This window comes from Streptomyces sp. NPDC085460 (assembly GCF_044541975.1).
Classification (GTDB): Bacteria; Actinomycetota; Actinomycetes; order Streptomycetales; family Streptomycetaceae; genus Streptomyces.
Genome location: NZ_JBITTO010000003.1, coordinates 560,711 through 584,905, shown reverse-complemented (window position 1 = coordinate 584,905; position 24,195 = coordinate 560,711). Strand labels below are relative to the sequence as shown.

Here is a 24,195-nt window from a genome sequence, read left to right as displayed (position 1 = left end):
GCCGGTGTCTCGTCGTCTCCGCTCACACCACGGCCGGTGTCTCCGCCGCCTCTCGGGGGGCCGGGGTCGCCGCCGGGAGGCGCACCCGGAAGACGGTCCGGCCGGGCCGGGAGTCGACGGTCACCTCGCCGTCGTGGGCGGCGACGACGGCCCGCACGATGGCGAGGCCGAGCCCGGTCGAGCCGGCCTGCCGGGAGCGGGAGGCGTCGCCGCGGGCGAACCGCTCGAAGACGGCGGGCAGCAGCGCGGGCGGGATGCCGGGCCCGTCGTCCTCGACCTCGACGACGACGGCCGCGCCCTCGCCCCGCACGCGGGCGGTGACGGTGGTGCCCGGCGGGGTGTGGGTGCGGGCGTTGGCGAGCAGGTTGAGCAGCACCTGCTGGAGCCGGGCGGGGTCGGCGCGTACGGCCGGCGGCCCGTCGTCACCGGGCAGTTCGAGCCGCCAGTGGTGGCCGGGCCCGGCGGCGCGGGCGTCCCCGACGGCGTCCACGACGAGCGGGACGAGGTCGGTGGTCTCGTACGAGAGGGGGCGCCCGGCGTCGAGCCGGGCGAGCAGCAGCAGGTCCTCGACCAGGCCGGTCATCCGGGTGGCCTCGGACTCGATGCGGCCGAGGGCGTGCCGGGTGTCGGGCCCGCACTCCTCCCGTCCGCGCCGGGTGAGTTCGGCGTAGCCGCGGATGGAGGCGAGCGGGGTGCGGAGTTCGTGGCTGGCGTCGGCGACGAACTGCCGGACCCGGGTCTCGCTCTGCTGGCGCGCGTCGAGGGCCGCGTGCACGTGGTCGAGCATCCGGTTGAGCGCAGCGCCGACCTGCCCGACCTCGGTCCGGGGATCGGCCTCGGCCTCCGGGACCCGCTGGTGGAGCGCCACCTCGCCGCTCTCCAGCGGCAGCCGGGCGACCTGGGCGGCGGTGGCGGCGACCCGGCGCAGCGGCCGCAGCGCGATCCGTACGAGCACCGTCCCGGCGAGGGACGCCGCGGCGAGGGAGGCGCCGGTGAGGCTGAGTTCGACCAGGAGGAGGGTGGAGAGGGCGTTCTCGACCTCGGCGAGCGGGATGCCGGTGAGGAAGGCGCCGCGGCCGCCCTCCGCGTAGAGGACCCGGTACGAGCCGAGACCGGGCAGCTCCACGGTGTGCGCCCGGCCGTCGCGGGGGACGGCGGCGAGCGCGGCCACCTGGCCGGCGTCGAGCGCCGTGGCGCGGACGCGGGGCCGGTCGTCCGTGGCACCGGCGGCCACCTCCGTCGAGTACCCCGCCTCGGTGATCTCCGCGCCCTCCACGACGGCGCCGACGGTCCCTATCGGCGAGCCCGGCGAGTCGAGGAAGAGGGACAGTTCGCCGCCCCGGCCGGGTTCGGGTCCCGGCATCGCCACCGGCGGCCCGGCGGCCCGCCGGGAGAGCCCGGTCAGCTGCTCGTCGGCCCGGTCGTAGAGGTAGGAGCGGTACGCGATGGTGGTGACCGCGCCGATGACGGTGGCGACGACCGCGATCAGCGCGACGGCGGCGACGACGAGCCGCGTCCGCAACGACCACGGCCGTCGGACTCGGCCCCGCGATGACCACGGCCGCCGGACTCGTCCCCGCGACGACCACGAGCGCCCGGCGCGGCCCCGGAGCGGGAGGCGCACGGTGGTTACTCGCCCGGCTTGATGAGGTAGCCGGCCCCCCGCCGGGTGTGGATCATCGGCGCGCGTCCGGCGTCGATCTTCCGCCGCAGGTAGGAGATGTAGAGCTCGACCACGTTGGCCTGGCCGCCGAAGTCGTACGACCACACGCGGTCGAGGATCTGCGCCTTGCTGAGCACCCGGCGCGGGTTGCGCATGAGGTACCGCAGCAGCTCGAACTCGGTCGCGGTGAGGTGGATCGAGGTGCCGCCCCGGGTGACCTCATGGCTGTCCTCGTCGAGGGTCAGGTCGCCGACGGTCAGCAGGGACTCGCTGCGGGCCTGCGCGGCTCCGGAGCGCCGGATGAGGCCGCGCAGCCGGGCGACGACCTCCTCCAGGCTGAACGGCTTGGTGACGTAGTCGTCGCCGCCGGCCGTCAGCCCGGCGATCCGGTCCTCGACGGCGTCCTTCGCCGTCAGGAAGAGGACCGGCACCTCGGGCAGTTCGCGCCGGATCGAGCCGAGCAGGCTGAGCCCGTCGACGTCCGGGAGCATGATGTCGAGGATGACGACGTCGGGCCGGAACTCGCGCACCGCCCGCAGGGCGCCGGCCCCGTCGCCCGCGCTGCGGACCTGCCAGCCCTCGTAGCGCAGGGCCATGGAGAGCAGTTCGGAGAGGGACGCCTCGTCGTCGACGACGAGGACGCGGACGGCGGTGCCGTCGGCACGGAGCAGATCGGCGCGGGTGCCGCGGCGGGCTGAAGTGCTGCGAGTGGTGACGGTCATGGGCCCACGCTCGCCGCCGCCGCTGAGAGTCCTCTTGCCCTTTCCTGTGAATTCGCTGAGAAACCCCGCGGCGCCGGAGGCGGACCGGATCGGGGGTTCACGTGAAACCCGGCCCGCTCAGGGTTTCACGTGAAACATGGCGGCGCCGTTGTCGTGGAGCACCGCCCGCAGCCAGTCGTCGCCGAGTCCGAGCCGCTCGAGGGCGTGCAGCTGGTGGAGGTACGGGTACGGGATGTTCGGGAAGTCGGAGCCGAGCAGGATCCGGTCCTGGAGACCGGCCAGCCGCTTGAGCGCGCCCGTCGGGAAGGGCGCGAGCCGCTCGCTGAAGTCCGTGAAGGCCATGGTGGTATCGAGGTGCACGCCGTCGTACCGCTCCGCGAGCCCGAGGAAGTCCTCGTACTCCGGCATGCCCATGTGCGCGACGACCAGCCGCAGCCGCGGGTGCCGGGCGAGCAGCGCGCCGACCGGTCCCGGCCCGGTGAAGGCGCCGGGCGCGGGCCCTGAGCCGCAGTGGATGACGATCGGCGTCCCGCTCCCGGCGAGCAGTCCCCACACGTCGTCCAGCAGCGGGTCGTTCGGGTCGAAGCCGCCGACCTGGAGGTGCACCTTGAAGACCCGGGCGCCGTCGTCGAGGGCCTGCCGCACGTACCCGGCGGCTCCCGGCTCGGGGAAGAAGGTCGCGGTGTGCAGACAGTCGGGCGTCCGCGCGGCGAAGTCCGCCGCCCAGGAGTTGAGCCAGGTGCCCATGCCGGGCTTGTGCGGGTAGAGCATGGACGTGAAGGCGAGCACGCCGAAGCCGCGCAGCAGCTCGACCCGCCGGCTCTCCTCCTCGCGGTAGGTGATGGGCCACGGCTGCCCGGTCATCGGCCCGACGGCGTCGAAGTACGCCCAGACCTTGTCGAGGACGTTCTTCGGCATGAAGTGGGTGTGCACATCCACGAGTCCGGGCAGTCCGAGCCGCGCGGTCAGCTCCCGGACGGCCGCGGCTTCCGGGACACCGCCGCTGACGGCTGCGGCTTCCGGGACATCGCAGCGGACGGCCGCGACCTCCTGCCCACCGTCCCCGGCTCCGGTCTCACTCCCGCTCAAGGCCGTGGCTCCGCTCGAAGTCGTAGCTCCGCTCGACCCTGTTCCCGCCGGGCGTGCGAGCGGACTCGTGGCCGAGGAAGCCAGGGCCGCCGGCGACCCGCTCGCGCAGTGCGGCCGCGGTGTCGGCGTACCCCTCGGGGGCGTCGGGCCGGACGGGGGTGAACACGGCGGTGCGGGAGGGCGGTTCGAGCCCCGAGATCAGCTTCTGGGTCATGCGCTCACCCTCACCGGGCCGGACAGCCGGTGTCCACGGCCACCGGCCAAAGGCATCCAAGACTTTACGAACACCGCCCGGACCGCCGACAGGAAGCCCCGCACGGCATCGGAGCCGGAATCGGGGCCTGGGCCGGGGCCGGGATCGCCGCCGGCTCGGTCAGAACAGTCCGTCCTGCCGCTCGTCCCTGCCTTCCGGGGGCGGCGCGCCGACCGGCACGCTCCAGGCGTCGCCCGGCTCGCCCCGCTCCAGCCCCCAGCCGCCGAGCAGCCGCCCGTCGAGCACGAGGTGGCGCCCGTCGGGGGCGAGCAGGTGCAGATCGGGCCCGGCGGCGGCCCGCACCCGCCCGGTGACGACCCCGCCGTCGACGAGTTCGGTGACGGTCCCGTCGAGCGGCGGCAGCGCGCCGAGGCCGAAGACCTCGCCGTGGTCGTACGCGGTGAACGGCAGTACGTCCAGCGTCTCTCCCCAGCCGCCGACGCCCAGCGCCCGCCCGTACAGGTCCTCGATCTCCGCCGCCCGGGCCGCGGCTTCGGGCAGCCCGACCCGCAGCGCCCGCTTCCGCTCGTACGACACCCGGTCGGGTACGCCGAGGGCCTGCCGCAGCACCTCCTCGGTCCGCCGGGCGGCCATCAGCGGGCCGCGTCCGAGCCAGCAGAAGGCGACGGCTCCCTGTTCGCGCAGCCGCGCGTCGCCCCGGTGCTCCCCGGTGATGCCCACCTTGAGGGTGCCGGTGCCGAACCAGGCGAGGTAGACCCGGTAGGGACGGGGGTCGTCGGCGAAGGTGTCGGCGGCGACGGAGTGGGCCCGGTCGAGCCGCGCGCACTCGGGGCACAGCCCGCCGGTCGACCGTCCGGGCACGGCGGCGGCGACGGGGCAGGCGTTTCCCCGCGGCCCGGCGCAGAGCCGGCCGCCCACGGCCCGGAAGGCGAGCGTCTGTCCGTACGCGACGGGGCTCACGCGTCCGCCCCACCACCGCAGTCCGGCCGAGCCCCCGCTCCACCCCAGCCCGCCACTGCGCCACACGACCCCCGCGCCTCCCTGTCCGCTCTCGCCTCCGGTCCCTCCCCCAGTCTCCCCTTCCCGTCCCTGCCCCCGCTCCCTTCCCCCTCTCCCCTCCCCGTCCGTGCGCCCCTCACGGCAGGACGTAGATGCGGGTCCCGTCCGGGCAGGGGTCACCGACCTCCCGCATGCAGCCCCGTTCGATGAGCAGCCGGACGCAGTCGCGGACGCGCTCGCCGGAGAGGCCGGTGCGGCGGGTGACGTCCTGGGGCCGGCAGCGGACGCCGCCGCGGACGAGGGCGGGGGCGAGGAAGCCGGCGACGGCGCGCATGTCGCCGCTGAGGTCACCGCTGATGTCGCCGCTGTTCTCCCAGGACGCGAGGAGCTCCTGGGCGCTGAGCCGGGGCGGGCCGTCGGAGCCTCGCTGGCGGGGGACGGCGAAGGAGCGCTCAAGGGAGTCGGCGACCCTTGAGAGGCTGAGCCGCGTCTCCCGCAGGAGCTCCGCGTAGCCGTCCTGCCCGGCGAGGCCCGCGAGTCCGGTGGAGCTCTCGTCGAGCCGCCCCTCCAGCCGGACGAGGACGTCGACGAGTTCCGGCGGCAGGACGAAACCGCTGTGCGCCGGGGACGGTTCGAGTCCGTAGCCGCCGTGCCGCTGCACTTCGGCCACCAGCTCGCCCACCCAGGCCCGGAACGGCCCCGCCTCGGGCGAGCGGCAGGCGGCGACGAGCTGGACGAGCCCGGGGAGGCTCACCATGCGCGCGGTGCCGCGGATGCCGCTGCGCGCGAGTATGTCCGGTTCCGCGGCCACTTCGCGGGCCGGCGCCAGGCACCAGGCGGGCAGCGCCACGCTCCGCAGCGCCTCGCGCGGCCCCGCGTACCCGAGCCGCCGGGCCACGTCCACGACGGGGAACCAGTGCGCCCCGTCGACCGCGGTCAGCCGCCTCAACCGGCCTCCGGCGGCAGCCCGTACGAAGTCATCGATGTCGATCGCGTCCAACGATCATCACCTCCACCCGCACGTTAGGCCGAAGGCATATTCAACTGACATGCAAATCAGATGGGTTCACCCAAAAGGGGAAGGCCCCGGGCAAACCCGGGGCCTTCACATCTGTCCGAATCCCGACGGACCCGTCCGCATCACCCGAATCGGGCGCCCCTACCGGGCGCCCTTACCGGGCGGCCTTATCGCGCGACGAACTGCGTGAGGATCGCCTGCACCTCGTAGATGTCCACGCCCTTGGTGAACGTCTTGGTGACGGGCAGCTGCTGGCCCGAGATCCAGATCTTCAGCTCGGCGTCGAGGTCGAAGGTGCCGGCCGTCTCGACGGCGAAGTGGGTGATGCTCCGGTACGGGATCGAGTGGTACTCGACCTTCTTGCCGGTGATGCCCTGCTTGTCGACCAGCACGAGCCGCCGGTCGGTGAAGAAGATGGTGTCGCGGATCAGCAGGTACGCGGCGTGCACCTGCTCCCCCTGCCCGAGCAGCCGCGCGTAGTCCTGCTGCGCCTGCGCCGGATCGATCGCGTGCGCGTTCCCGAAGAGCGCCATGCCCCTACCCCCCACTTTTCAGTCAAAAAGACGATCACCTGAACCTAACCCCACACCAACCCCTCCTGGCAACGCCCCTACCGGCCCCCACCCGCCCGCCGCCCGCCGCCCGCCGCCCCACCGCGCACAACGCAAGAGGCCCCGGACCAAAGTCCGGGGCCTCTCATCTATGTGCACTCGGCAGGATTCGAACCTGCAACCTTCTGATCCGTAGCTCTAACGGGATCGGTCAGTACCGGCCATTCCAGCCGGAGCTAGGCACCTTTGGGACGCAGTCGGTCACGTGTGGTTGCTGCGGTTGCGGTACATCGCTGCTGTACCCAGCAATACCGTGGCCAGCGCCACCGCGTCGACGTAAGCACCGACAGCTTCCGTGGCGGCCGGCCACAGAACGAGCACGATGACTATCACCGTGACCAATCCGTGGGTGCGACCGAGTTTTGCGTTCTGGACACATGGCGTCAGACTCGACATGGAATCTCCTAGGTTCCGGCCCGCCCCCTTCCGACCTCGTGCGTTCCTAGGCCCACTCGGCCGGGGGGTGCGGGCACCTGAGGCTCCATCATGACCCCTTCGCAGGAAGGCCATGCCCAGGGCGCCGGAAGTAACGCAACGTCGTTTGCAGTTGTAATCCACGGGCCCAAAAGTCGGGAACACTACACCAATGAGAATCCGACGGGGTCATCTTTACAACGTGCTGTTGTAAAGATGGTGTGGGCCCACGCTCGTCACCAGCAATGTCGACCCCTTGGATCCAGGAGCCCATCTAGTGGTCAGCTGAAGCACCTCGGCGCAGATTCCCTTTGGTGTCGTATTCCGACCCGTTTCACCACGGGGCGGCCGCGCCGGCGAATGCTCATGCAATCCACAGAAAGTGACGAAGGTCACGAACTACCGCCCATCGTCGGCCCGCTGCAAGCCTCTGGCCCGCTTCGGGCCACGCCGCTCCGCCCCTGCTCCCATCCCGTCTGCCGTCGACCCACACACCGTGGAGCAGGCGCGGTGCCGGGCGTCCAGGTGGAGCGCCCAACTGGACGAACGACCTGGACGCCCGGTGCCGTGTCTGCTCGGCTCTGCCTGGGTCGACGGCAGGCGGGATGGGAGCCCCCACCTCCACACCCAACCGGCCGGCACCCGCGTACGGTCCTCTCCCATCCCGGAGTCGGAGCGCCCCCGCCGGAGGCATCGCCTTGAGTCGCACCCGTGCACTCGCCTCGGCCGCATCATGATTCGTCGCCCATCAACCCGAGCTGTCAGGCGTGCGGCCGGCGGCCGGGCTGGAGCGGGGCGTCAGACAGGAGCGCAGGCCCGGGCGACGGGCCGCGCGCGCCGCGCCGTGCGCGGCGGGTGCCTTGATGAGGTAGAGAAATCTGTAACTCGGCCTGCGATCAACCCCGTTCGATCGGGCGCTGTCACTTTTCCTGACAGTCACGCTTCCTGGCGGTGGGTACCTTCGGAGTATGGAAGGGAGGCCCACCATGGGGGCGGAGTTGAGTACGGGGCAGCGTGTAGCGAGGGCGAGGCGTCGAGCCGGATGGGATCAAGCTCGGTTGGCTGCTGCGGTCAATCGCTCCGTGAGCTGGGTCTCGAAGATCGAAACCGGACGGCTTCCGCTCGATCGGATGAGCGTGCTCGGGCAGCTCGCTGAGGTCCTGGGCGTCGAGGTCATCGAACTGACGGGGCAGCCCTACCGGCACGAGACGTCGGATCTGGACTCGGGGCATGCTGCCATTCCGGGGCTTCGTCTCGCTCTCCAGCAGGCCACGATGCCTGGTGGTGCCGCCCTCGTCACCATGACCGAGATGCCCACCCTGGCGAACCTGACTGCGAGGGTCGAAGCAGCTGAACGGCTGAGGCAGGATGCCCGGTTCACTGCACTTGGCGACGTCCTGCCGGCGATCCTCCGCGAACTGATCGTCCTCTGCGACGTGGCGCAGGGCGAGGACATGTTGAAGGCAGAAGCCCTGATGCTTCGGTCGAGCCACATGGCTCGGGTGTCTTCCAACCTGCTCGGTCACCATGATCTCGGGTGGAGCGCCGTTCAGCGGGAGTTGGTGGCAGCCGAGCGTGCCGAGTCTCCGGTTCTTCAGGCGGCGGCTCGCTGGGACCTGTGTGGGGTCTGGCTTCATGAGGGGGAACTCGCCGCGGCGAAAGACATGGCGCGCCGCGCCCTGGATGACCTCGAACCGCATTTGGCGGAGGGTGACGCATCGGTTCGTTCTCTCTGGGGGGCCATGCACTTGCGTGCCGCCGTGGCGTGGTCGCGCCTCTGGGACCGGGCGGAAGCGGAGTCGCATCTTGCCGAAGCTCGCGACGTGGCAGGTGGGCTTCCCCTGGGCGGCAACGTATTCCAGACGCAGTTCAACGCCGTGAACACAGAAATCCACGCCGTTGAGGTGAGCCTCGAACTGGGGCACCCGCGAGACGTGTCCTCGCGAGCGGAGCTTGTGGACGTGATGGGTATCGCGTCCGGCGAGCGACAGTCCCACTTCTGGGTGTGCACGGCAGCGGGGCACATGATGAACGGAAAGGCTGCGCCGGCGGCTGACGCAATCCTTCGGGCGGATTCCATCGCCCCGCAGCACGTCCGCAATCGGCCGATCGCTCGCAACCTCGTCGATGACCTCCGGTCCACGGACAAGCACGAACGCGCCGAAGAGGTCCGGCGCCTGGCGGGACACATGAAGCTGGGCTGATCACGACATCTACCAGGGGGAGTACTGCCGTGAAGGTTGCAGACAGGGCGCGGTTATTAGCCGAACTGCACGAGATCCGGAGAAAGCTGGCGGAGGCTGTTCAGCGAGTCGATCGCCTGTCTGCCACCGTCACGGCAGATCGCCAACGCGGCCTTCAAGAAGGTCGAGCCGCGAGTTGATGAGGTCCAGGGCGGCCTTGATCTCTGCAAGTTCGTTGGCCATGGTTGAGCCCTGCTCGGCCTCGACGGACGGCGGATCGCTGGCGACGAACGTTCCCCGACCCTGCTGGCTCACGATCAAGCCTTCGTCTCGAAGAACGTCCAGCGCGTGCCGGACTGTCATGGCTGCCACGCCGTACCGCTCGGCCAGCTTGGCATTGCCCTCCAGTCGCTGGCCGGCTTTCAGTCCTCCGCGCGCGATCTGGTTGCGGAGGTCGTCGGCTACCTGCGCGTAGGCGCTGCGGGGGTCGTCCGGGCTCACGGTCACGATCTCAAGTTACCTAAGTTATCTAAAGAAGTCTGCCCCAGAGGCTTGCACTCTTCGAACTTCCTACTAATCTAGGTAACACAAGAGAAGCTAGAGAACCCCAGTCGGGAGCGGCGCCCTACCGCCAAGCAGATGCGCCGCTCCCGTCCCTCGAAGGGAAGTCTCATCATGCCTGCTGCTGTGGTCTACCGCCGGTCGTTGTCGGGTCCGAACTGCCCCGCGTGCATGGAGGACCGGTGCCCCGATCCCGCTGAGTGCCTGCACTTCCTCACGTCGAACCCCTGGGCCGACTGCTCGGTCTGCGAGGGCTCCGGCTGGGCGGACGAAGAGGCCAATCCGGGGATGATCTTCTGTGAGTACTGCGCGGGTTCCGGCCTCAACGAGCACACCGTCCGCTCGATCGCTCTGATCGAGGTCAGCGAGAAGGCCAAGCAGCGGCACGCGGCCCACGTCGCTCGCCTCATCGAGTGCGTGTCCCAGGCCACGGCGTCCGTCGGTGTGGCGGTGGCCGCGTGACGGTCTTCCCCGTCGCCCCGGAGGCCGTGGCAGGTGTCGCGGCCTCTCTGGGCACCGATCCCCTCGCGCTGGCGGATCTCCTGCGGGTGGCGAACACCCCCGGGTTCGAGCGGTGGCGTGAGCAGGTGCGGCGTACGGGTGGCTGCTCGGACCCGATCCACCTGTCCGGCAGCACCGTGACCCGCGACCGCCGTACCGGGGACGTCCTGTACGCGTACTCCACCGTCGATGAGCCCGGGGGCCGGTTACGGGTCGCCTGCGGCAACCGGCGGGCCTCGCGCTGCCCCTCGTGCGCCTGGACCTACGCCGGGGACACCTACCACCTGATCCGCGCAGGGATCACCGGCGACCAGACCAAGAACGTCCCCGCCACCGTCCGGAACCACCCCCGGGTCTTCGCGACCCTGACCGCCCCGTCCTTCGGCCCGGTCCACAACCGTCCCGCCTCCGGCCGCTGCCGCTGCTCCACCACCCATCCGGAGAACGATCCCGCCCTCGGCACGGCCCTGGACCCGGCACGCTACGACTACGCGGGCGCGGTGCTGTGGAACAACCACGCCGGACAGCTCTGGCAGCGCTTCACCATCTACCTCCGCCGCGAGATCGCCGCCCGCGCCGGCATCACCCAGGCCGCGCTCAAGGAGTCGTGCCGGGTCTCGTTCGGCAAGGTCGCTGAGTTCCAGAAACGCGGCGCGATCCACTTCCACGCCGTGGTCCGCCTCGACGGCCCCGACGGTCCCGACACCGCCCCGCCCCCTTGGGCTTCGGTCACTGTGCTGGACGACGCGATCCGCGCCGCTGCCGCCCGCGTCGCCGTCACCCTCCCCGCCACCGACACCCAGCCCGCCCGGACGTTGCGGTGGGGCACTCAGGTCGACGTCCAGCCCATCGGCGCGCTCGGCCAGGAGGAACTGACCGAACAGGCCGTCGCCGCCTACGTCGCCAAGTACGCCACCAAAGCCGCCGAGACCACCGGCACCATCGACCGCCGCATCGGCGAGCTGGCGGAGCTGGCCGCCCTCGACATCCCCGCGCACACCCGGCGCCTGATCGAAGCCTGCTGGAACCTCGACGCCGAGTTCCCCGGCCGGATGCTGGCCCGCTGGGCCCACATGCTCGGCTTCCGGGGCCACTTCTCCACCAAGTCCCGCGCCTACTCCACCACCCTCGGCGCCCTGCGCCAGACCCGCGCCGACTACCGCGCCGCCCAGGAACGACGCGAACGCGGCCTGCCCGAACCGGACGACGACCCGGAGGGCTCCACCCTCGTGATCGCCCACTGGACCTACGCCGGACACGGCCACACCCCGGGAGAGTCCTGGCTCGCCGTCGGCATCGCCCGAGACATCCAGCGCGACCGCGAACTCAACCGCGAGATCCGCACCGAACTGACTGATCTGGAAGGGGAACACGCATGGCTGCCGTAGTCATCGAGCGGAAGTGGCACACAACCGCCGAGGTCGCCGAGATGCTCGGCTTCGGCCTGTCCAAGACGAAAATGCTCGTCCTCACCGGGGAGATCCGCTCCGTGAAGGTCGGCCGCAACCGCCGCATCCTCCCCGCGTGGGTGGACGAGTATGTCGAGCGCGTCGCCGCCGGCGCCGAAGGGTGGGCCGCATGAGCGGGAAGCGCGGGAACGGCGAGGGGTCCATCTACCCGTACAAGAACGGGTACGCGGCCTACGTCTGGGTGACCAAGCCGGACGGGAAGCGGGCCAGGAAGTACGCGTACGGCAAGACCCGGGACGAGGTCCACGAGAAGTGGCTCGCCCTCCACGCCGAGGCGAAGAAGGGGCCTGTGGCCACCCGGCACCGCACCCTCGCGGTGTTCCTCGCCTACTGGCTCGACTCGATCGTGAAGCCCAACCTGGCCCCGCTCTCGTACGTCTCGTACGAGGGGTACGTCCGGCTGTACATCGCCCCGCACCTCGGTGCGAACCGGCTCGACAAGCTGACCGTGCGGGACGTGCGGGAGTGGCTGACCAAGCTCGCGGGCATCTGCCAGTGCTGCGCGCAGGGGAAGGACGCCAAGCGGGAGCCGGGTCGTCGGAAGTGCTGCGCTGTCGGGGAGTGCTGTGAGTCCTACCCGTCCCGTCGGGTCGTCCAGGGCGCCCGTGACGCCCTCCGGGCAGCGCTCACGCACGCCGTGACCGAGGAGGAGATCGGGAAGAACGTCGCCTCCCTCGTGAAGGTCCCCAAGCCGCGCCGGCGCCGTATCAAGCCGTGGTCCGTTGCCGAGGCCGGTCAGTTCCTCGCGGACGCGGCCGACCGGGACGATCACCTCTTCGCGGCCTGGATGCTCGCGCTGTGCCTCGGGCTCCGCCGTGGTGAGGTCCTGGGCCTGACATGGGGGTCGGTCGACTTCGAGACCGGAGAGATCTACGTGGATCACCAGATCCAGCGGGCCGGGCGCCAACTCCTTCACCGGGAGACCAAGACCGAGGAGTCGGACGACTTCTTGCCGCTGCCCGCCGTCTGCCTCAAGGCGCTTCGGATGCGGCGCGCTCAGCAGATCGGGGACCGGAAGGCGGCCGGCGACCTGTGGCAGGACGGCCGCGGGCTCGTCTTCACGACCAAGTACGGCACCCCCATCGAGCCGGGGAACCTGACCCGGATGTTCGCCCTGCGAGCCAGTCGGGCCGGCCTCCGGGTGATCCCGCTCCGGAACACCCGGCACACGTGCAGCTCGCTCCTGGTCGCCCTCAAGGTCCACCCCAAGGTGGCGCAGAGGATCCTTCGCCACTCGCAGATCGCCATGACGATGGAGGTCTACGCCGAGGCGAGCGAGGAAGAGGTGCGTACCGCGATTGGCAAGCTGTCCGACGTGATGGGCGGGACCGCCATCGGCTGAGCGCGTTCGGCGCGGTTGCTGTACTTCGCTGCTGTACAACCCCAACGCAAGAGGCCCCGGACCGAAGTCCGGGGCCTCTCATCTGTGTGCACTCGGCAGGATTCGAACCTGCAACCTTCTGATCCGTAGTCAGATGCTCTATCCGTTAAGCTACGAGTGCTTGTTCTTTTTTCTTGCCTCCGCTCCCCGGCCTTTCGGCCCGCTCGCGGCGACAGGAAGAACATTACATGACTGCCGCCGTCATGTGAAATCCGATTGCCCCACCCCTTCTGACCTGCGAAAACGCGCTCACGGGGGCATGCGCGCGACGGGGTGGACCCGGGGGTTCCGGGGGCGGAAACGGCTCCGCGAGGGCGGAAAGAGACCGGGGTCACACACGGGGCGCGAAGCGGGGCGCGGAGCGGGACGCGGGGTGGGCCACAGGGTGGGCCACGGAGCGGGGCGCGGGTGGAAAACGGCGGAAGCCCCGGCCGTGGGGCCGGGGCTTCCGAGAGGGCGGAGGCGGAGGGATTTGAACCCTCGATGGGCGATAAAGCCCAAACCGCATTAGCAGTGCGGCGCCATAGACCGGACTAGGCGACGCCTCCTCGCACCCCCGCGCATGCGCGGAAGGTGCGTGCAGATGATGACACAGGCGAACCTCGTGTCACCAATCGCTTTCACCGTACTAGGCGGGCGGGGCCCAGGGCAAAGCCCCCGGCGCGTCCCTCCCCGCCCTCCTGCCCCGCCCTCCTGCCCCGCAGGTCTGCCCCGCCCGTCTGCCCCGCCCGGCGCACCCCGGTTGCGCAACGCCCCGGCGGCCCGAGCGTTAAAGGAGGGGGGCGCGCCGGTCGTGCCCGGCGCGCCCCGCCGCTTCCGCTCCCGCTCCCGCTCCCCCACGCATCCGGAGTCGCTCCATGCTGCTGCGCCGTCCCGCCCTCGCGACCGCTCTCGTCACCGCCCTCGCCGCCGGTCTCGCCGGCGCCTCCGCGGGCGCCGCCTCCGCCGTACCGCTTCCGCCGCTGCCGCTGCTCTCGCAGGCCGGGACCGCGCCCGAGCCGGCGCCGGAGCCGGAGCCGGCGCCCGACTCGCTGACGGTGGCCGTCACCGGAAGCGGGAACCCGGACGCCGAGGGGAGCTGGAAGCTGACCTGCGACGGCCGGGCCGGCGGCGACCACCCGGCGGCGGAGCGGGCCTGTGAGCGCCTGGAAGGCTTGGCGCGCGCCGGGGAGAACCCCTTCGCACCGGTGCCCTCGGACCGGATGTGCGCGCAGGTGTACGGCGGGCCGGTGACCGCCCATGTCACGGGCACGTGGCAGGGGCGGCCGATCGACGCCCGTTTCTCCCGGGCGAACGGCTGCGAGATCGACCGCTGGGAGAACGTGGAACCGCTCCTTCCGAGCGTTCGGGGCTGACGATCGGGGGTGTCGTTAGACTCCCTCAGTGACAGGGCCGCCGCCTGAGGGGCAAGATGGGGCCGGCCCGCCGTCATGGCACATGCCGGACGGCGAACACCGCGGGCACGGCTCGCAGGCAATTGCAGGCGTCAGGGAGGAAACGTCGTCGTGAGCAGCAGGCCATCCCGAGGCGCTGCTCGCCTCGCAGCCATACTCGACGCCCTCCCCGACGGTCTCGTGCTCGTCAACTGCAACGGCACGGTCGTCAACGCCAACACCATCGCCCTCGGCATGTTCGAGACCCCGGGCACCGCGCTCGTCGGGCGCGGGCTGCTCGATCTGCTGCCGACCTTCGACTCGCGCCTGATCCCCGGCTCGATGCGCCGCCCCGATCCGGCCGACGAGCGCGGCCGGACCACACCGACCCGGATGATCGCCCGCCGCACGGACGGCGGCGAGTTCCCGGTGGAGGTGACGAGCGCCAGCCTGGAGGACGGGCGCGAGGCGTACGACTCGTACAGCTCGTACACCGGCGACGAGCTGCTGATGCTCGTCGTCCGCGACCTGACCGGCACCCTCGACACCGAGGCCGAGCTGGCCCGCTCGCAGCGGCAGACCGAGATGATCCTGCGGGCCGCCGCCGAAGGCGTCGTCGGCACGGACACCGACGGCCGGGTCGTCCTCGTGAACCCGGCCTTCGCGCAGATCCTCGGCTACCGGGCCGGCGAGCTGGGCGGTGCCGAGCTGCATCCGCTGATCCTCCCCAAGCGCGCCGACGGCACCCCGTTCCCGTACGAGGAGTCCCCGCTCGCCGACACGCTCAAGTCCGGCCGCAAGCACCGGGTCCGCGGCCAGGTGCTGTGGTCGAAGGCCGGCGCCCGGGTGCCGGTCGACCTGACGACCGCTCCGGTGCGGGACGGCGACCAGCTCGTCGGCGCCGTGATGACCTTCACCGACCGCAGGCCGTACGAGGAACTGGTCGAGAAGCACGCCGTCGAGCTCGCCGACCGGGCCGAGCGGCACGCGGCCGAGCGCGAGGAGCAGGCGGAGAGGTACGCGGCCCTCGCCGCCCGGCACGCCCAGCTGACCGCCGTGCTGGCCGAGTCGCTGCGCGGGCCCCTGGAGGAACTGCGCGGCGCGCTGGGTTCGCTGGCCGCCGACGACGGCGTGCAGCTGTGGCCCGAGGCCAACCGGGTGCTGCACCACCTGGTCGCCGGGTACGCCCGGATGACCTCCCTCGTCGACAACGTCCTCGGCTACCAGCGCCTGGACGCCGGCGAGGAGGAGCTGGACCGGAAGGTCGCGCTGCTCGACGGGATCGTGACCGGCGGCATCGACGCGGCCGTGGAGCTGATCGGGCCGGGCCGCGCGCAGTTCGCGGTGCACGCGCCGCCGATCGAGGCCGAGGTCGACGCCGCCCGGCTGACGACCGCGCTCGCCCACCTCGTCGCCGACGTGGCCGGGGTGGACGCCACCGGAAAGACCCGCGCCTCGGCGCAGGGCACCTCCGCCGACTCGACGATCGTGGTCGCGGCGGCGCAGCGCGGCGAGGTCGTCCGCATCGAGGTCCGCGGTCCGTACGCGGGCGGCGACCCGGTCCACGGCCCCATCGTGCGCGGCATCGTGGCGGCGCACGGCGGTGTCGTGCAGACCCACGAGGTGCCGGGGACGAGCGGCGGCGCGTACGTCCTGGAGGTGCCGATCGGCGCGGGACGGGGAACCGTTCCCGCCGCGGAACCGAAGCCCACGGCCGACCGACCGGGGGACGCGCGGGGCGCGAGGGCGCTGGAGTCCTCGAAGGCGCCGGGGACTCCGGGTGCGCCGGTGCCTCCGGGTGCGCCGGGTACGCCGGTGCCTCCGGGTGCGCTGGTGCCTCCGGGTACGCCGGTGCCTCCGGGTGCGCCGGTGCCTCCGGGTGCGCCAGTGCCTCCGGGTACGCCGGGTACGCCGGTGCCTCTGGGTGCTGTGGGTGCTGCGGGCACCGCCCCGGGCGGGCTGGGCCGGCCGAGCGGGAAGGGCGAGGCGAGCGGGAGGGGCGAGGCGGGCGATGTACCCGCGCTGCCCGCTCAGGCGTCCGGTTCCGCGCAGACTTCCGGTTCCGCGCACACTCCCGGGTCCGCGCAGACTCCCCGGTCCGCTCAGGCATCCGGTCCCGCGCAGGTGTCCGGACCCGCGCAGGCGTCCGGTTCCGTGGACGGCGGGGGCTCGGACGGCGGGGCCTCGGGTGGTTCCGGGCGGCGCCGGGCCCGCCGTGGGTCCACCGACGCCTTCCTGGAGAGTCCGGTCTCCCCGGAGGCCGGTGCCGGAGCGGGGGCCGTGCCCGCCGCCGGTGGCGGACGCCGCCGCGCCCGTACGGAGGAGCCCGCCGGGCCCGCCGAACTGATCCCCGCCCAGCAGTCCGCCGGCGTCGAGCCGACCGGCCGCCGCCGGGGCCGCCCCGCGGAGGGCGCCGTGGTGACCGCCGCCGAGGGCGCGCAGGAGCGACCCGCGCTCGGTACCGCCGTGCCGCCGCAGGGCGTCGCCGTCGAGCCGGCCGGCGCGCCGGTGCCGGCCCTGCCGGCCGCGCCGCAGGGGACGGTCGCCGTGCACGGCGCGCCCGACGCCGAACGGCCGACCGGGCGCAGGCGCCGGGCGCTGGCCGCCGCGCAGGAGCGGGCCGCGGCGGCTGAGGCCGGACCGCGCACGCCGTTCGCGCTGCCGCCCGCCGACGCCGACCGCGACGAGCCGGAGCAGGAGCCGGAGGCCGTACGGAACGAGGGCGGGCACGCGGCGGTACGCGACGCCGCCGCGGGCACCGGTCACACCCCGCCGCAGCCGCATCCGCTTCCGGCCGCACCCGCGGCTCCCGCGCCAGCCACCCCGATCCCGCCTGCCCCGATCCCGGCCTCCCCCGTCCCGGCCACCGGTCTCGCGCCGGTCGCCGCCCCTGGGGTCGTACCGCCCGTACCGCCCGTGCCCCCGGTGCCGTCGCCCTCGGTGCCCGGCGCGCCGACGGACACGCCCGCGCAGGGCACGGGCACGGGCTCCGTACCGCTCCCGCCCGAGCTGCCGATGCCCACTCCGACCCCGGCCCCGGCCCCTGTTCCCGCTCCCGCGCCGGCTCCGGCTCCGGTGCCGAAGGACTCCACGCAAGGGCGGGCGTTCAGCGTGCGGACGCTCGGCCAGGGGGTGCCCTTCGCGCCGCCGGCGCAGGCCGGGACTCCCGTCGCCGCGCCGTCCAGCGGTTCGGGCCGACGCCGCAAGCTCGCGACGCCGCCGGAGGTCGACCCGCCGGCCCCGGCTCCGGCCGCGCCCGCCGCCACTCCCGTACCGGCGTCCCCGTCCGTGCCTATGCCCGGGCCTGCGGCGCCCGGCGCCGGGTCCGAGGGGCGCGGGCGGGCGTACGCGATAGGGGCACCCGCCGAGGGGTCGGCCGAGGGGCCCGAGCCGCTCGACGGTCCCGGCGGCGCGGTCGAGGTCGTCAACCGGCCCACCCCGCTCCCCGTCGACGACGAACTGCCCCCGGAGCCGCTCGACAACCCGCGCCGGCTGCTCGTCTGGCCCGCGCCGGACGTCGCCACCCAGCAGGCGCTGAGCGACCGCGGCTACCGGCCGGTGATCGTGCACTCCCGCGAGGAGGTGGACGCGCAGATCGCCGCCTTCCCGGCCGCGCTGTTCGTCGACCCGCTGACCGGGCCCATCACCCGGACCGCGCTCCAGTCGCTGCGCCAGGCGGCCGTCGCCGCAGAGGTTCCGGTGCTGCTCGCGGCCGGACTCGGGCAGGCGGGCCGGGAGGAGGCGTACGGCGCCGATCCCGCCGTCCTGCTGAAGGCGCTCGCGCCGCGCGACAGCGAGCAGCACCCCTCGCGGGTGCTGGTCATCGAGGAGAACGAGCACATCGCCGCCGCCCTCGCCGCCACCCTGGAGCGGCGCGGGATGCAGGTCGTGCGGGCGGCCACGGACACCGAGGCGGTCGCGCTGGCCGGCGAGATCCGGCCGAACCTGGTGGTCATGGACCTCATGCAGGTCCGCCGCCGGCGGGCCGGGATCATCGACTGGCTGCGGGCGAACGGGCAGCTCAACCGCACCCCGCTGGTCGTCTACACCTCGGCCGACCTCGACGAGGAGCGGCTGCCGGAGCTGTCGTCCGGCGAGACGGTCCTCTTCCTGGCCGAGCGCTCCAACAGCGCCGAGGTGCAGGCCCGGATCGTCGACCTGCTGGCGAAGATCGGCACCAACTGAGCACGCACACGCCGGTACGACGACGGGGGAGGGCACCGAGCCCTCCCCCGTCGTCGTATCAGGTCTCGACGTCGTACGGACGTCAGAGCCGTACGGACGTCAGAGTCGCGCTGACGTCAGAGTCGCGCTGACGTCAGTGTCGCGCTGACGTCAGAGTCGCACTGCCGTCGGAGTCACGCTGCCGTCGGAGTCACGCTGACGTCAGAGCTGGGTGACGTCAGAGCTGGGTGACGTCAGAGCTGGGTGACGTCCAGCCCGCCCTCCGCGTACTGCCTGCGGATCACCTTCTTGTCGAACTTGCCGACGCTGGTCTTCGGGACCGCCGGCACGATCGCCCAGCGCTCCGGCAGCTGCCACTTGGCGATGCCGCCCTCCTCGGCGAGGAAGTCCCGCAGGGTCGTGTAGTCGGCCTCCGCGCCCTCCTTGAGGACGACGGTCGCGAGCGGGCGCTCGCCCCACTTCTCGTCCGGGACGGCGACGACGGCGGCCTCGGCGACGGCCGGGTGGGCCATGATCGCGTTCTCGAGCTCGACGCTGGAGATCCACTCGCCGCCGGACTTGATGACGTCCTTGGCCCGGTCGGTGAGGGTGAGGAAGCCGTCGGGGCTGATCACGCCGACGTCGCCGGTCTTCAGCCAGCCGTCCTCGCTGAACTTGTCCTCGGGGCGGAGCGGGTCCGCGCCGATGCCGCCGAAGTACGCGCCGGCGATCCAGCTGCCGCGGACCTCCAGCTCACCGGCGGACTCGCCGTCCCAGGGCAGGTGCTCGCCGCCGGGGCCGACGAGCCGGCCCTCGACGCCGGCCGGGAAACGGCCCTGCGTGACGCGGTACGGCCACTCCTCCTCCGCCGTCAGCCCGGACGGCGGGTGCGCCATCGTGCCGAGCGGCGAGGTCTCCGTCATGCCCCACGCCTGGCAGAGGCGGACGCCGAGCCGGTCGTACGCCTCCATGAGCGAGGGCGGGCAGGCGGCGCCGCCGATGGTGACCTGCCGCATGGAGGTGAGGTCACGCGGGTTGGCGGTGACCTCGGCGAGCAGGCCCTGCCAGATGGTGGGGACGGCGGCGGCGTGGGTCGGCTTCTCGCGCTCGATCATCTCGGCGAGCGGGGCCGGCTGGAGGAAGCGGTCCGGCATGAGCATGTTGATGCCGGTCATGAAGGTGGCGTGCGGCAGACCCCAGGCGTTGACGTGGAACTGCGGGACGACGACGAGGGTCGTGTCGCGGTCGGTGAGGCCCATCGACTCGGCCATGTTCACCTGCATGGAGTGCAGGTAGATGGACCGGTGGGAGTAGACGACGCCCTTCGGGTCGCCGGTGGTGCCGGAGGTGTAGCACATGGCGGCGGCGGCACGCTCGTCCAGCGCGGGCCAGTCGTACGTGGTCGGACGGCCGGCGATCAGCTCCTCGTACTCGTGGACGCGCGGGGCGGCGCCGTCCAGGAGGGAGCGGTCGCCGGGACCGGCGACGACGACGTGCTCGACCGTCGGCAGGTGCGGCAGGAGCGGGGCGAGGAGCGGGAGCAGCGAACCGTTCACCAGGACGACCCGGTCGGCGGCGTGGTTGACGATGAACGCCAGCTGCTCGGGGGGAAGCCGCAGGTTGAGGGTGTGCAGGACGGCGCCCATGGACGGCAGGGCGAAGTACGCCTCGACGTGCTCGGCGTTGTTCCACATCAGCGTCGCCGTCGCCTCGCCCTGCTGGACGCCCAGCTCGTCGCGGAGGGCGTTGGCGAGCTGCGCGGCCCGGTCGCCGATCTCGGCGAAGGTACGGCGGTGCGGCTCCGGTTCCCCCGTCCAGGTCGTGACGGTGGACCCGCCGTGGATCCGCCGGCCGTGCTCGAGGATCCGGCTGATGACGAGCTGTACGTCCTGCATGGTGCTGTACACGGGGCGTCCTCCCGGTGGGCGCTACGTGGCCTACGTGGCAGTAAGGATGTGCAGATTCTGCGCACATACCGCGCGGTATGTCACTACCCGGGAGTACCGAAATTGCCAGCGATCACTGGCGGATGTCAACGGCGAGCCCGGAGGCACCCCGCCGCGCCGGTCAGGCGGCGACTCCCGCCGTCAGCTCCGGGTCCTCCCGGAGGCGGCCCAGCGCGCGCGAGACCGCGCTCTTCACCGTGCCGACGGAGACCCCGAGCACCTCGGCCGTCTGGGCCTCGCTCAGGTCCTCGTAGTACCGCAGGACGACCATCTGCCGCTGCCGCTCCGGGAGCTTCATCACGGCGCGCCACATGGCGTCGTGCAGCACCTGCCGCTCGGCCGGGTCGGGCTCGGGCAGCCCGGCGGGCTCGGGCAGCTCGTCGCAGACGAACTCCTCGACCTTCCGCTTGCGCCACTGCGAGGTGCGGGTGTTCACCAGCGCCCGGCGCACGTACCCGTCGAGGGCACGGTGGTCCTCGATCCGCTCCCAGGCCACGAAGGTCTTGGTGAGCGCGGTCTGGAGCAGGTCCTCGGCGTCGCTCGGGTTCGCGGTCAGCGAGCGGGCGGTACGCAGCAGCAGCGGCCCCCGCGCCCTCACGAACGAGGAGAACGAGGGGTACGCGAACGGGCGCGGGCCCTGGCCCGGCGAGGTGCGCGGGGCCGTGCGCCGTACGGTCCGGGTGGCGACCGTCGAGGCGCCGGCGCAGACGGGGCCAGTGGGTGGCGGAGTCATGGCTCCACGCTAGGAGCGGAGGGGTACCGGACGGATCGGCCCCAGGTCCCGAACCCGGCTCCCCCTCAGGTCGGAGTCCCCGGGGTGCCCCCACCTCCTCTGGGTGGAGCCGCCGTCACCCCCGGGTCAGGGTCCCCCCGAGGAACCGCACCCTCCACATCCCCGCCCATGCACCCCGGCGTACCCCCCAGCTTCGTCTCCCGCCCCACCACGCCCCCGCGCCCCGCCGTCCACCCACTCCGCCGTCCACCCGCCCCGGCTTCTCTCCCGCCGCACCACGGCCACGCGCCCCCCTGCTTCCCGCGCGGGCCCGCGCGCCGCCCCCGCCCCGGCCCGTCAGTCGTCCGCGCCGCTCCGCCCGGCCCCAGCCCGTCAGCTGTCCGCGCCCCGCCCCGGCCCCCGTCAGTCGTCCGCGCCCAGGACCAGGCCGGAGGTCGGCACGCCCGTGCCGGCCGTGACCAGGACGCGGGACGCGCCGGGTATCTGGTTCACCGAGCTGCCCCGCAGCTGCCGCACCGCCTCCGCGATGCCGTTCATGCCGTGGAGGTACGCCTCGCCGAGCTGCCCTCCGTGGGTGTTCAGCGGCAGCGCCTCCGCCGCGACGAACTCCCCGCCCTCCCCCGGCCCGCAGAAGCCGAACTCCTCCAGCTGCATGAGCACGAAGGGAGTGAAGTGGTCGTACAGGATGCCCACGTCGATGTCGGCCGGGCGGAGTCCTGAGGTGCGCCAGAGCTGCCGCGCCACGACGCTCATCTCGGGCAGCCCGGTCAGCCCGTCCCGGTAGAAACTGGTCATCGCCTCCTGCTTCCGGCCCGCGCCCTGGGCGGCGGCGAGGACGACGGCCGGCGGATGCCGCAGGTCGCGGGCCCGCTCCGGGGTGGTGACGACGATCGCCTGGCCTCCGTCGGTCTCCTGGCAGCAGTCGAGGAGGCGCAGCGGTTCCGCGATCCAGCGGGAGGCCGCGTGGTCGGCGAGGGTGATCGGCTTGCCGTGGAACCAGGCGGCGGGGTTGGTCGCCGCGTACCGGCGGTCGGTCACGGCGACGTGCCCGAAGACCTCCGGGGTGAGCCCGTAGGTGTGCAGGTAGCGCTGGGCGGCCATGGCGACCCAGGAGGCGGGGGTCAGCAGCCCGAAGGGCAGCTGCCAGCCGAGCGCGGCCCCTTCCGCGGACGGCTCGCGCTGCTGCACGCCGGAGCCGAAGCGGCGCCCGGAGCGCTCGTTGAAGGCCCGGTAGCAGACGACGACCTCGGCGACCCCGGCGGCGACGGCCAGCGCGGCCTGCTGGACGGTGGCGCAGGCGGCGCCCCCGCCGTAGTGGACGCGGGAGAAGAAGGTGAGTTCGCCGATGCCGGCCGCCTGGGCGACGGTGATCTCGGGGTTGGTGTCCATGGTGAAGGTGACGAGCCCGTCCACGTCCCCGGGGGCGAGCCCGGCGTCGTCGAGGGCGGCGCGCACCGCCTCGACGGCGAGGGAGAGTTCGCTGCGGCCGGAGTCCTTGGAGAACGCGGTCGCGCCGATGCCGGCGACGGCGGCCCGGCCGCCGAGCAGGTCGGGGTGGCGCAGGCTCATCGGGGCACCTCCACGGTGACCGTGCCGGTGACGTGTCGGCCGAGACTGTTGGCCCCCGCGATGCGGACGAGGGCGGTGACGGCCCCGTCGGGACCGTCCGACACCTCCGTGACGGAGCCGGTCAACACCATGGTGTCGCCCGGGTAGTTGGGGGCGCCGAGCCGGATGGCGACCTTGCGGAGCACCGCCCCCGGGCCGAAGTGGTCGGTGACGTAGCGGCCGACGAGACCATTGGTGGTGAGGATGTTCATGAAGACGTCCGGGGAGCCCTTCGCGCGGGCGGCCTCGGCGTCGTGGTGCACGTCCTGGTAGTCGCGGGAGGCGACGGCCCCGGCGACGACGAGGGTGCGGGTCACCGGGATCTCCAGCGGCACCAGCACGTCCCCGGCCCGCACGTCCCCGACACCCACGCCCCCGGCGCCCTCGTCCCCGGCCCGCACGGCGCCCTCGCTCGTGGTGTCCTGACCCTCCGCCGTCACGACGGGTCCCCCTTCGCGAGCAGGTCGCCGAGCTCGGCGAGCAGTTCGGTCCCGGCGCCGAGGTAGGCGTCGAGCTGCCGGCCCCACAGGAAGTGCCGGTGGACGGGATGTTCGAGGTCGGCGCCCATGCCGCCATGGAGATGCTGGCCGGTGTGCACCACCCGCTTCCCCGCCTCGGACGCCCACCAGGCGGCGGTCAGCGCCGCTGCGGCGCAGTCCAGACCCGCGTCGGACCGCCAGGCCGCCTCGTAGGCGGTGACCCGGATGGACTCGGTGTCCATGTGGGCGTCGGCGGCCCGCAGTTGCACCGCCTGCCGGGTGGCGAGCGGGCGCCCGAACTGCTCCCGTACGGAGGTGTACGCGACGGCCCGGGCCAGCGACCCCGCGCAGACGCCCGCCTGGAGCCCGGCGAAAGCGGTACGGGCGGCGGCGAGCACGTCCTCGTACGGAGCGGACTCCCCCGCCTCGCCCCCGAGTCGTTCGGCTGGCGTCCCGTCCAGCACCAGCCGCCCGGCCGACCAGGGCGCGGTCAGCTCGACGGCCTCCACCCCGGCGTACTCGGTCCGCACCAGCCACAGCGCCCGGTCCGCGTCCGGCACGAGCACGAAGGCGGCGTCCCGCAGCCACGGAACCCAGGCGACGGTCCCGGTCAGCCGCCCCCGCCGCGCCGCACCCTCGCCCGTCTCCGCGCCCTCGCCCGCCGCCGCGTCCTCGCCCGTCTCCGTGACCACCCCGGTCGCCGTGACCACCCCCGTCGCGGGGAAGGCCCCGGTCGCCACGGTCGTCCCGTCGCGCAGGCCCGGCAGCAGGCGGGCGCGCTGCTCGTCGGTACCGTGCCGGGCGACGGCGAGGATCCCGTACACCCCGGTCGCGGCGAGCGGCACCTGAGCGGTCACCCGGCCCTGCTCCTCCAGGAGGAGGACGAGCCCGAGCAGCCCGATCTCCTCGACGGCGGCGGGCAGTCCCGCCGCGCTCAGGGCCTTCCACAGCTCGGCGTCCGTCGCACCGCCGCCTGCGGCGAGGCGCTCGTGGGTGGAGAGGTCGCCGAGGATCCGCGCGGCCAGCTCCCGCGCCGCCTCCTGCTCCTCGGTGGGCGTGAAGTCCAT

The 24,195-nt window shown here is 72.9% G+C and carries 21 protein-coding genes and 2 tRNA genes; 7 read left to right on the top strand and 16 right to left on the bottom strand.

Annotation, left to right across the window (positions count from 1 at the left end):
• Positions 1–22: 22 nt before the first annotated feature.
• The 8 genes from ACIGHB_RS10530 to ACIGHB_RS10495 all read right to left on the bottom strand — a co-directional run bounded on the left by ACIGHB_RS10530 (position 23) and on the right by ACIGHB_RS10495 (position 6,712).
• The gene (locus ACIGHB_RS10530) at positions 23–1,522 is read right to left on the bottom strand and encodes a sensor histidine kinase (protein WP_399911419.1); all 1,500 of its coding nucleotides are present in this window, start codon (positions 1,520–1,522) and stop codon (positions 23–25) included.
• A 107-nt stretch (positions 1,523–1,629) separates the two neighbouring features.
• Positions 1,630–2,385 carry a response regulator transcription factor gene (locus tag ACIGHB_RS10525; RefSeq protein ID WP_388874967.1) on the bottom strand — a complete coding sequence of 252 codons (756 nt, stop codon included), beginning with the start codon at positions 2,383–2,385 and terminating at the stop codon, positions 1,630–1,632.
• A gap of 117 nt (positions 2,386–2,502) precedes the next feature.
• The gene (locus ACIGHB_RS10520; protein WP_360315859.1) at positions 2,503–3,354 is read right to left on the bottom strand and encodes an amidohydrolase family protein; all 852 of its coding nucleotides are present in this window, start codon (positions 3,352–3,354) and stop codon (positions 2,503–2,505) included.
• A 106-nt stretch (positions 3,355–3,460) separates the two neighbouring features.
• Positions 3,461–3,688 (bottom strand): hypothetical protein, encoded by a 228-nt coding sequence (locus ACIGHB_RS10515; RefSeq protein WP_399911416.1) that lies wholly within the window; start codon positions 3,686–3,688, stop codon positions 3,461–3,463.
• A gap of 159 nt (positions 3,689–3,847) precedes the next feature.
• Positions 3,848–4,714, bottom strand: coding sequence for a DUF2797 domain-containing protein (locus ACIGHB_RS10510; RefSeq protein WP_399911413.1), 867 nt, complete (start codon positions 4,712–4,714; stop codon positions 3,848–3,850).
• Between the two features lie 109 nt (positions 4,715–4,823).
• Complete coding sequence (locus ACIGHB_RS10505) at positions 4,824–5,687, bottom strand: Bro-N domain-containing protein (protein ID WP_399911410.1); 864 nt, start codon at positions 5,685–5,687, stop codon at positions 4,824–4,826.
• A gap of 185 nt (positions 5,688–5,872) precedes the next feature.
• The gene (locus tag ACIGHB_RS10500) at positions 5,873–6,238 is read right to left on the bottom strand and encodes a PH domain-containing protein (protein ID WP_360315850.1); all 366 of its coding nucleotides are present in this window, start codon (positions 6,236–6,238) and stop codon (positions 5,873–5,875) included.
• A gap of 279 nt (positions 6,239–6,517) precedes the next feature.
• The gene (locus ACIGHB_RS10495; RefSeq protein WP_399911408.1) at positions 6,518–6,712 is read right to left on the bottom strand and encodes a hypothetical protein; all 195 of its coding nucleotides are present in this window, start codon (positions 6,710–6,712) and stop codon (positions 6,518–6,520) included.
• A 986-nt stretch (positions 6,713–7,698) separates the two neighbouring features.
• Here ACIGHB_RS10495 and ACIGHB_RS10490 point away from each other — a divergent pair.
• Positions 7,699–8,934: a multiprotein-bridging factor 1 family protein gene (locus ACIGHB_RS10490; protein ID WP_399911405.1), complete on the top strand. Its 1,236-nt coding sequence runs from the start codon at positions 7,699–7,701 to the stop codon at positions 8,932–8,934.
• Between the two features lie 129 nt (positions 8,935–9,063).
• Here the strand turns inward: ACIGHB_RS10490 and ACIGHB_RS10485 are convergent, their stop codons facing one another.
• Entirely contained in the window at positions 9,064–9,420 is a 357-nt protein-coding gene (locus ACIGHB_RS10485) for a GntR family transcriptional regulator (protein WP_399911402.1), read from the bottom strand.
• 168 nt (positions 9,421–9,588) lie between these two features.
• On the opposite strand from ACIGHB_RS10485, the gene ACIGHB_RS10480 reads away from it, so the two are divergent.
• The 4 genes from ACIGHB_RS10480 to xerC are packed head-to-tail and all read left to right on the top strand — an operon-like array spanning position 9,589 to position 12,786.
• A complete protein-coding gene (locus ACIGHB_RS10480; protein WP_189850320.1) occupies positions 9,589–9,936 on the top strand; it encodes a hypothetical protein in 348 nt (115 codons plus the stop codon).
• Complete coding sequence (repSA, locus tag ACIGHB_RS10475; RefSeq protein WP_399911398.1) at positions 9,933–11,363, top strand: replication initiator protein RepSA; 1,431 nt, start codon at positions 9,933–9,935, stop codon at positions 11,361–11,363. Before ACIGHB_RS10480 ends, repSA begins: the two co-directional genes overlap by 4 nt.
• Entirely contained in the window at positions 11,351–11,557 is a 207-nt protein-coding gene (locus tag ACIGHB_RS10470) for an excisionase family DNA-binding protein (RefSeq protein ID WP_399911395.1), read from the top strand. Before repSA ends, ACIGHB_RS10470 begins: the two co-directional genes overlap by 13 nt.
• On the top strand, positions 11,545–12,786 hold the full coding sequence (xerC, locus tag ACIGHB_RS10465) for a tyrosine recombinase XerC (RefSeq protein ID WP_399911394.1): 1,242 nt from the start codon (positions 11,545–11,547) through the stop codon (positions 12,784–12,786). The genes ACIGHB_RS10470 and xerC overlap by 13 nt, the downstream gene beginning before the upstream one ends.
• A gap of 87 nt (positions 12,787–12,873) precedes the next feature.
• Here xerC and ACIGHB_RS10460 read toward each other — a convergent pair.
• Together ACIGHB_RS10460 and ACIGHB_RS10455 are read right to left on the bottom strand one after the other, a co-directional pair.
• Positions 12,874–12,946: transfer RNA gene (locus ACIGHB_RS10460), tRNA-Arg, on the bottom strand.
• Positions 12,947–13,282: 336 nt separating this feature from the next.
• Positions 13,283–13,373, bottom strand: a tRNA-Ser gene (locus ACIGHB_RS10455).
• A gap of 309 nt (positions 13,374–13,682) precedes the next feature.
• On the opposite strand from ACIGHB_RS10455, the gene ACIGHB_RS10450 reads away from it, so the two are divergent.
• Together ACIGHB_RS10450 and ACIGHB_RS10445 are read left to right on the top strand one after the other, a co-directional pair.
• Positions 13,683–14,180: an SSI family serine proteinase inhibitor gene (locus ACIGHB_RS10450; RefSeq protein ID WP_399911391.1), complete on the top strand. Its 498-nt coding sequence runs from the start codon at positions 13,683–13,685 to the stop codon at positions 14,178–14,180.
• A gap of 150 nt (positions 14,181–14,330) precedes the next feature.
• Positions 14,331–18,383: a PAS domain-containing protein gene (locus ACIGHB_RS10445; protein WP_399911388.1), complete on the top strand. Its 4,053-nt coding sequence runs from the start codon at positions 14,331–14,333 to the stop codon at positions 18,381–18,383.
• Positions 18,384–18,616: 233 nt separating this feature from the next.
• Here the strand turns inward: ACIGHB_RS10445 and ACIGHB_RS10440 are convergent, their stop codons facing one another.
• The 5 genes from ACIGHB_RS10440 to ACIGHB_RS10420 form a co-directional block, all read right to left on the bottom strand.
• Positions 18,617–20,269 (bottom strand): long-chain fatty acid--CoA ligase, encoded by a 1,653-nt coding sequence (locus tag ACIGHB_RS10440; RefSeq protein WP_360316392.1) that lies wholly within the window; start codon positions 20,267–20,269, stop codon positions 18,617–18,619.
• Between the two features lie 160 nt (positions 20,270–20,429).
• Positions 20,430–21,041 (bottom strand): SigE family RNA polymerase sigma factor, encoded by a 612-nt coding sequence (locus ACIGHB_RS10435; RefSeq protein ID WP_360316389.1) that lies wholly within the window; start codon positions 21,039–21,041, stop codon positions 20,430–20,432.
• A gap of 402 nt (positions 21,042–21,443) precedes the next feature.
• Positions 21,444–22,610 carry a lipid-transfer protein gene (locus ACIGHB_RS10430; RefSeq protein ID WP_360316387.1) on the bottom strand — a complete coding sequence of 389 codons (1,167 nt, stop codon included), beginning with the start codon at positions 22,608–22,610 and terminating at the stop codon, positions 21,444–21,446.
• Positions 22,607–23,005 (bottom strand): MaoC family dehydratase, encoded by a 399-nt coding sequence (locus ACIGHB_RS10425; RefSeq protein WP_399911652.1) that lies wholly within the window; start codon positions 23,003–23,005, stop codon positions 22,607–22,609. The genes ACIGHB_RS10430 and ACIGHB_RS10425 overlap by 4 nt, the downstream gene beginning before the upstream one ends.
• An 80-nt stretch (positions 23,006–23,085) precedes the next feature.
• Positions 23,086–24,195: an acyl-CoA dehydrogenase family protein gene (locus ACIGHB_RS10420; RefSeq protein WP_399911384.1), complete on the bottom strand. Its 1,110-nt coding sequence runs from the start codon at positions 24,193–24,195 to the stop codon at positions 23,086–23,088.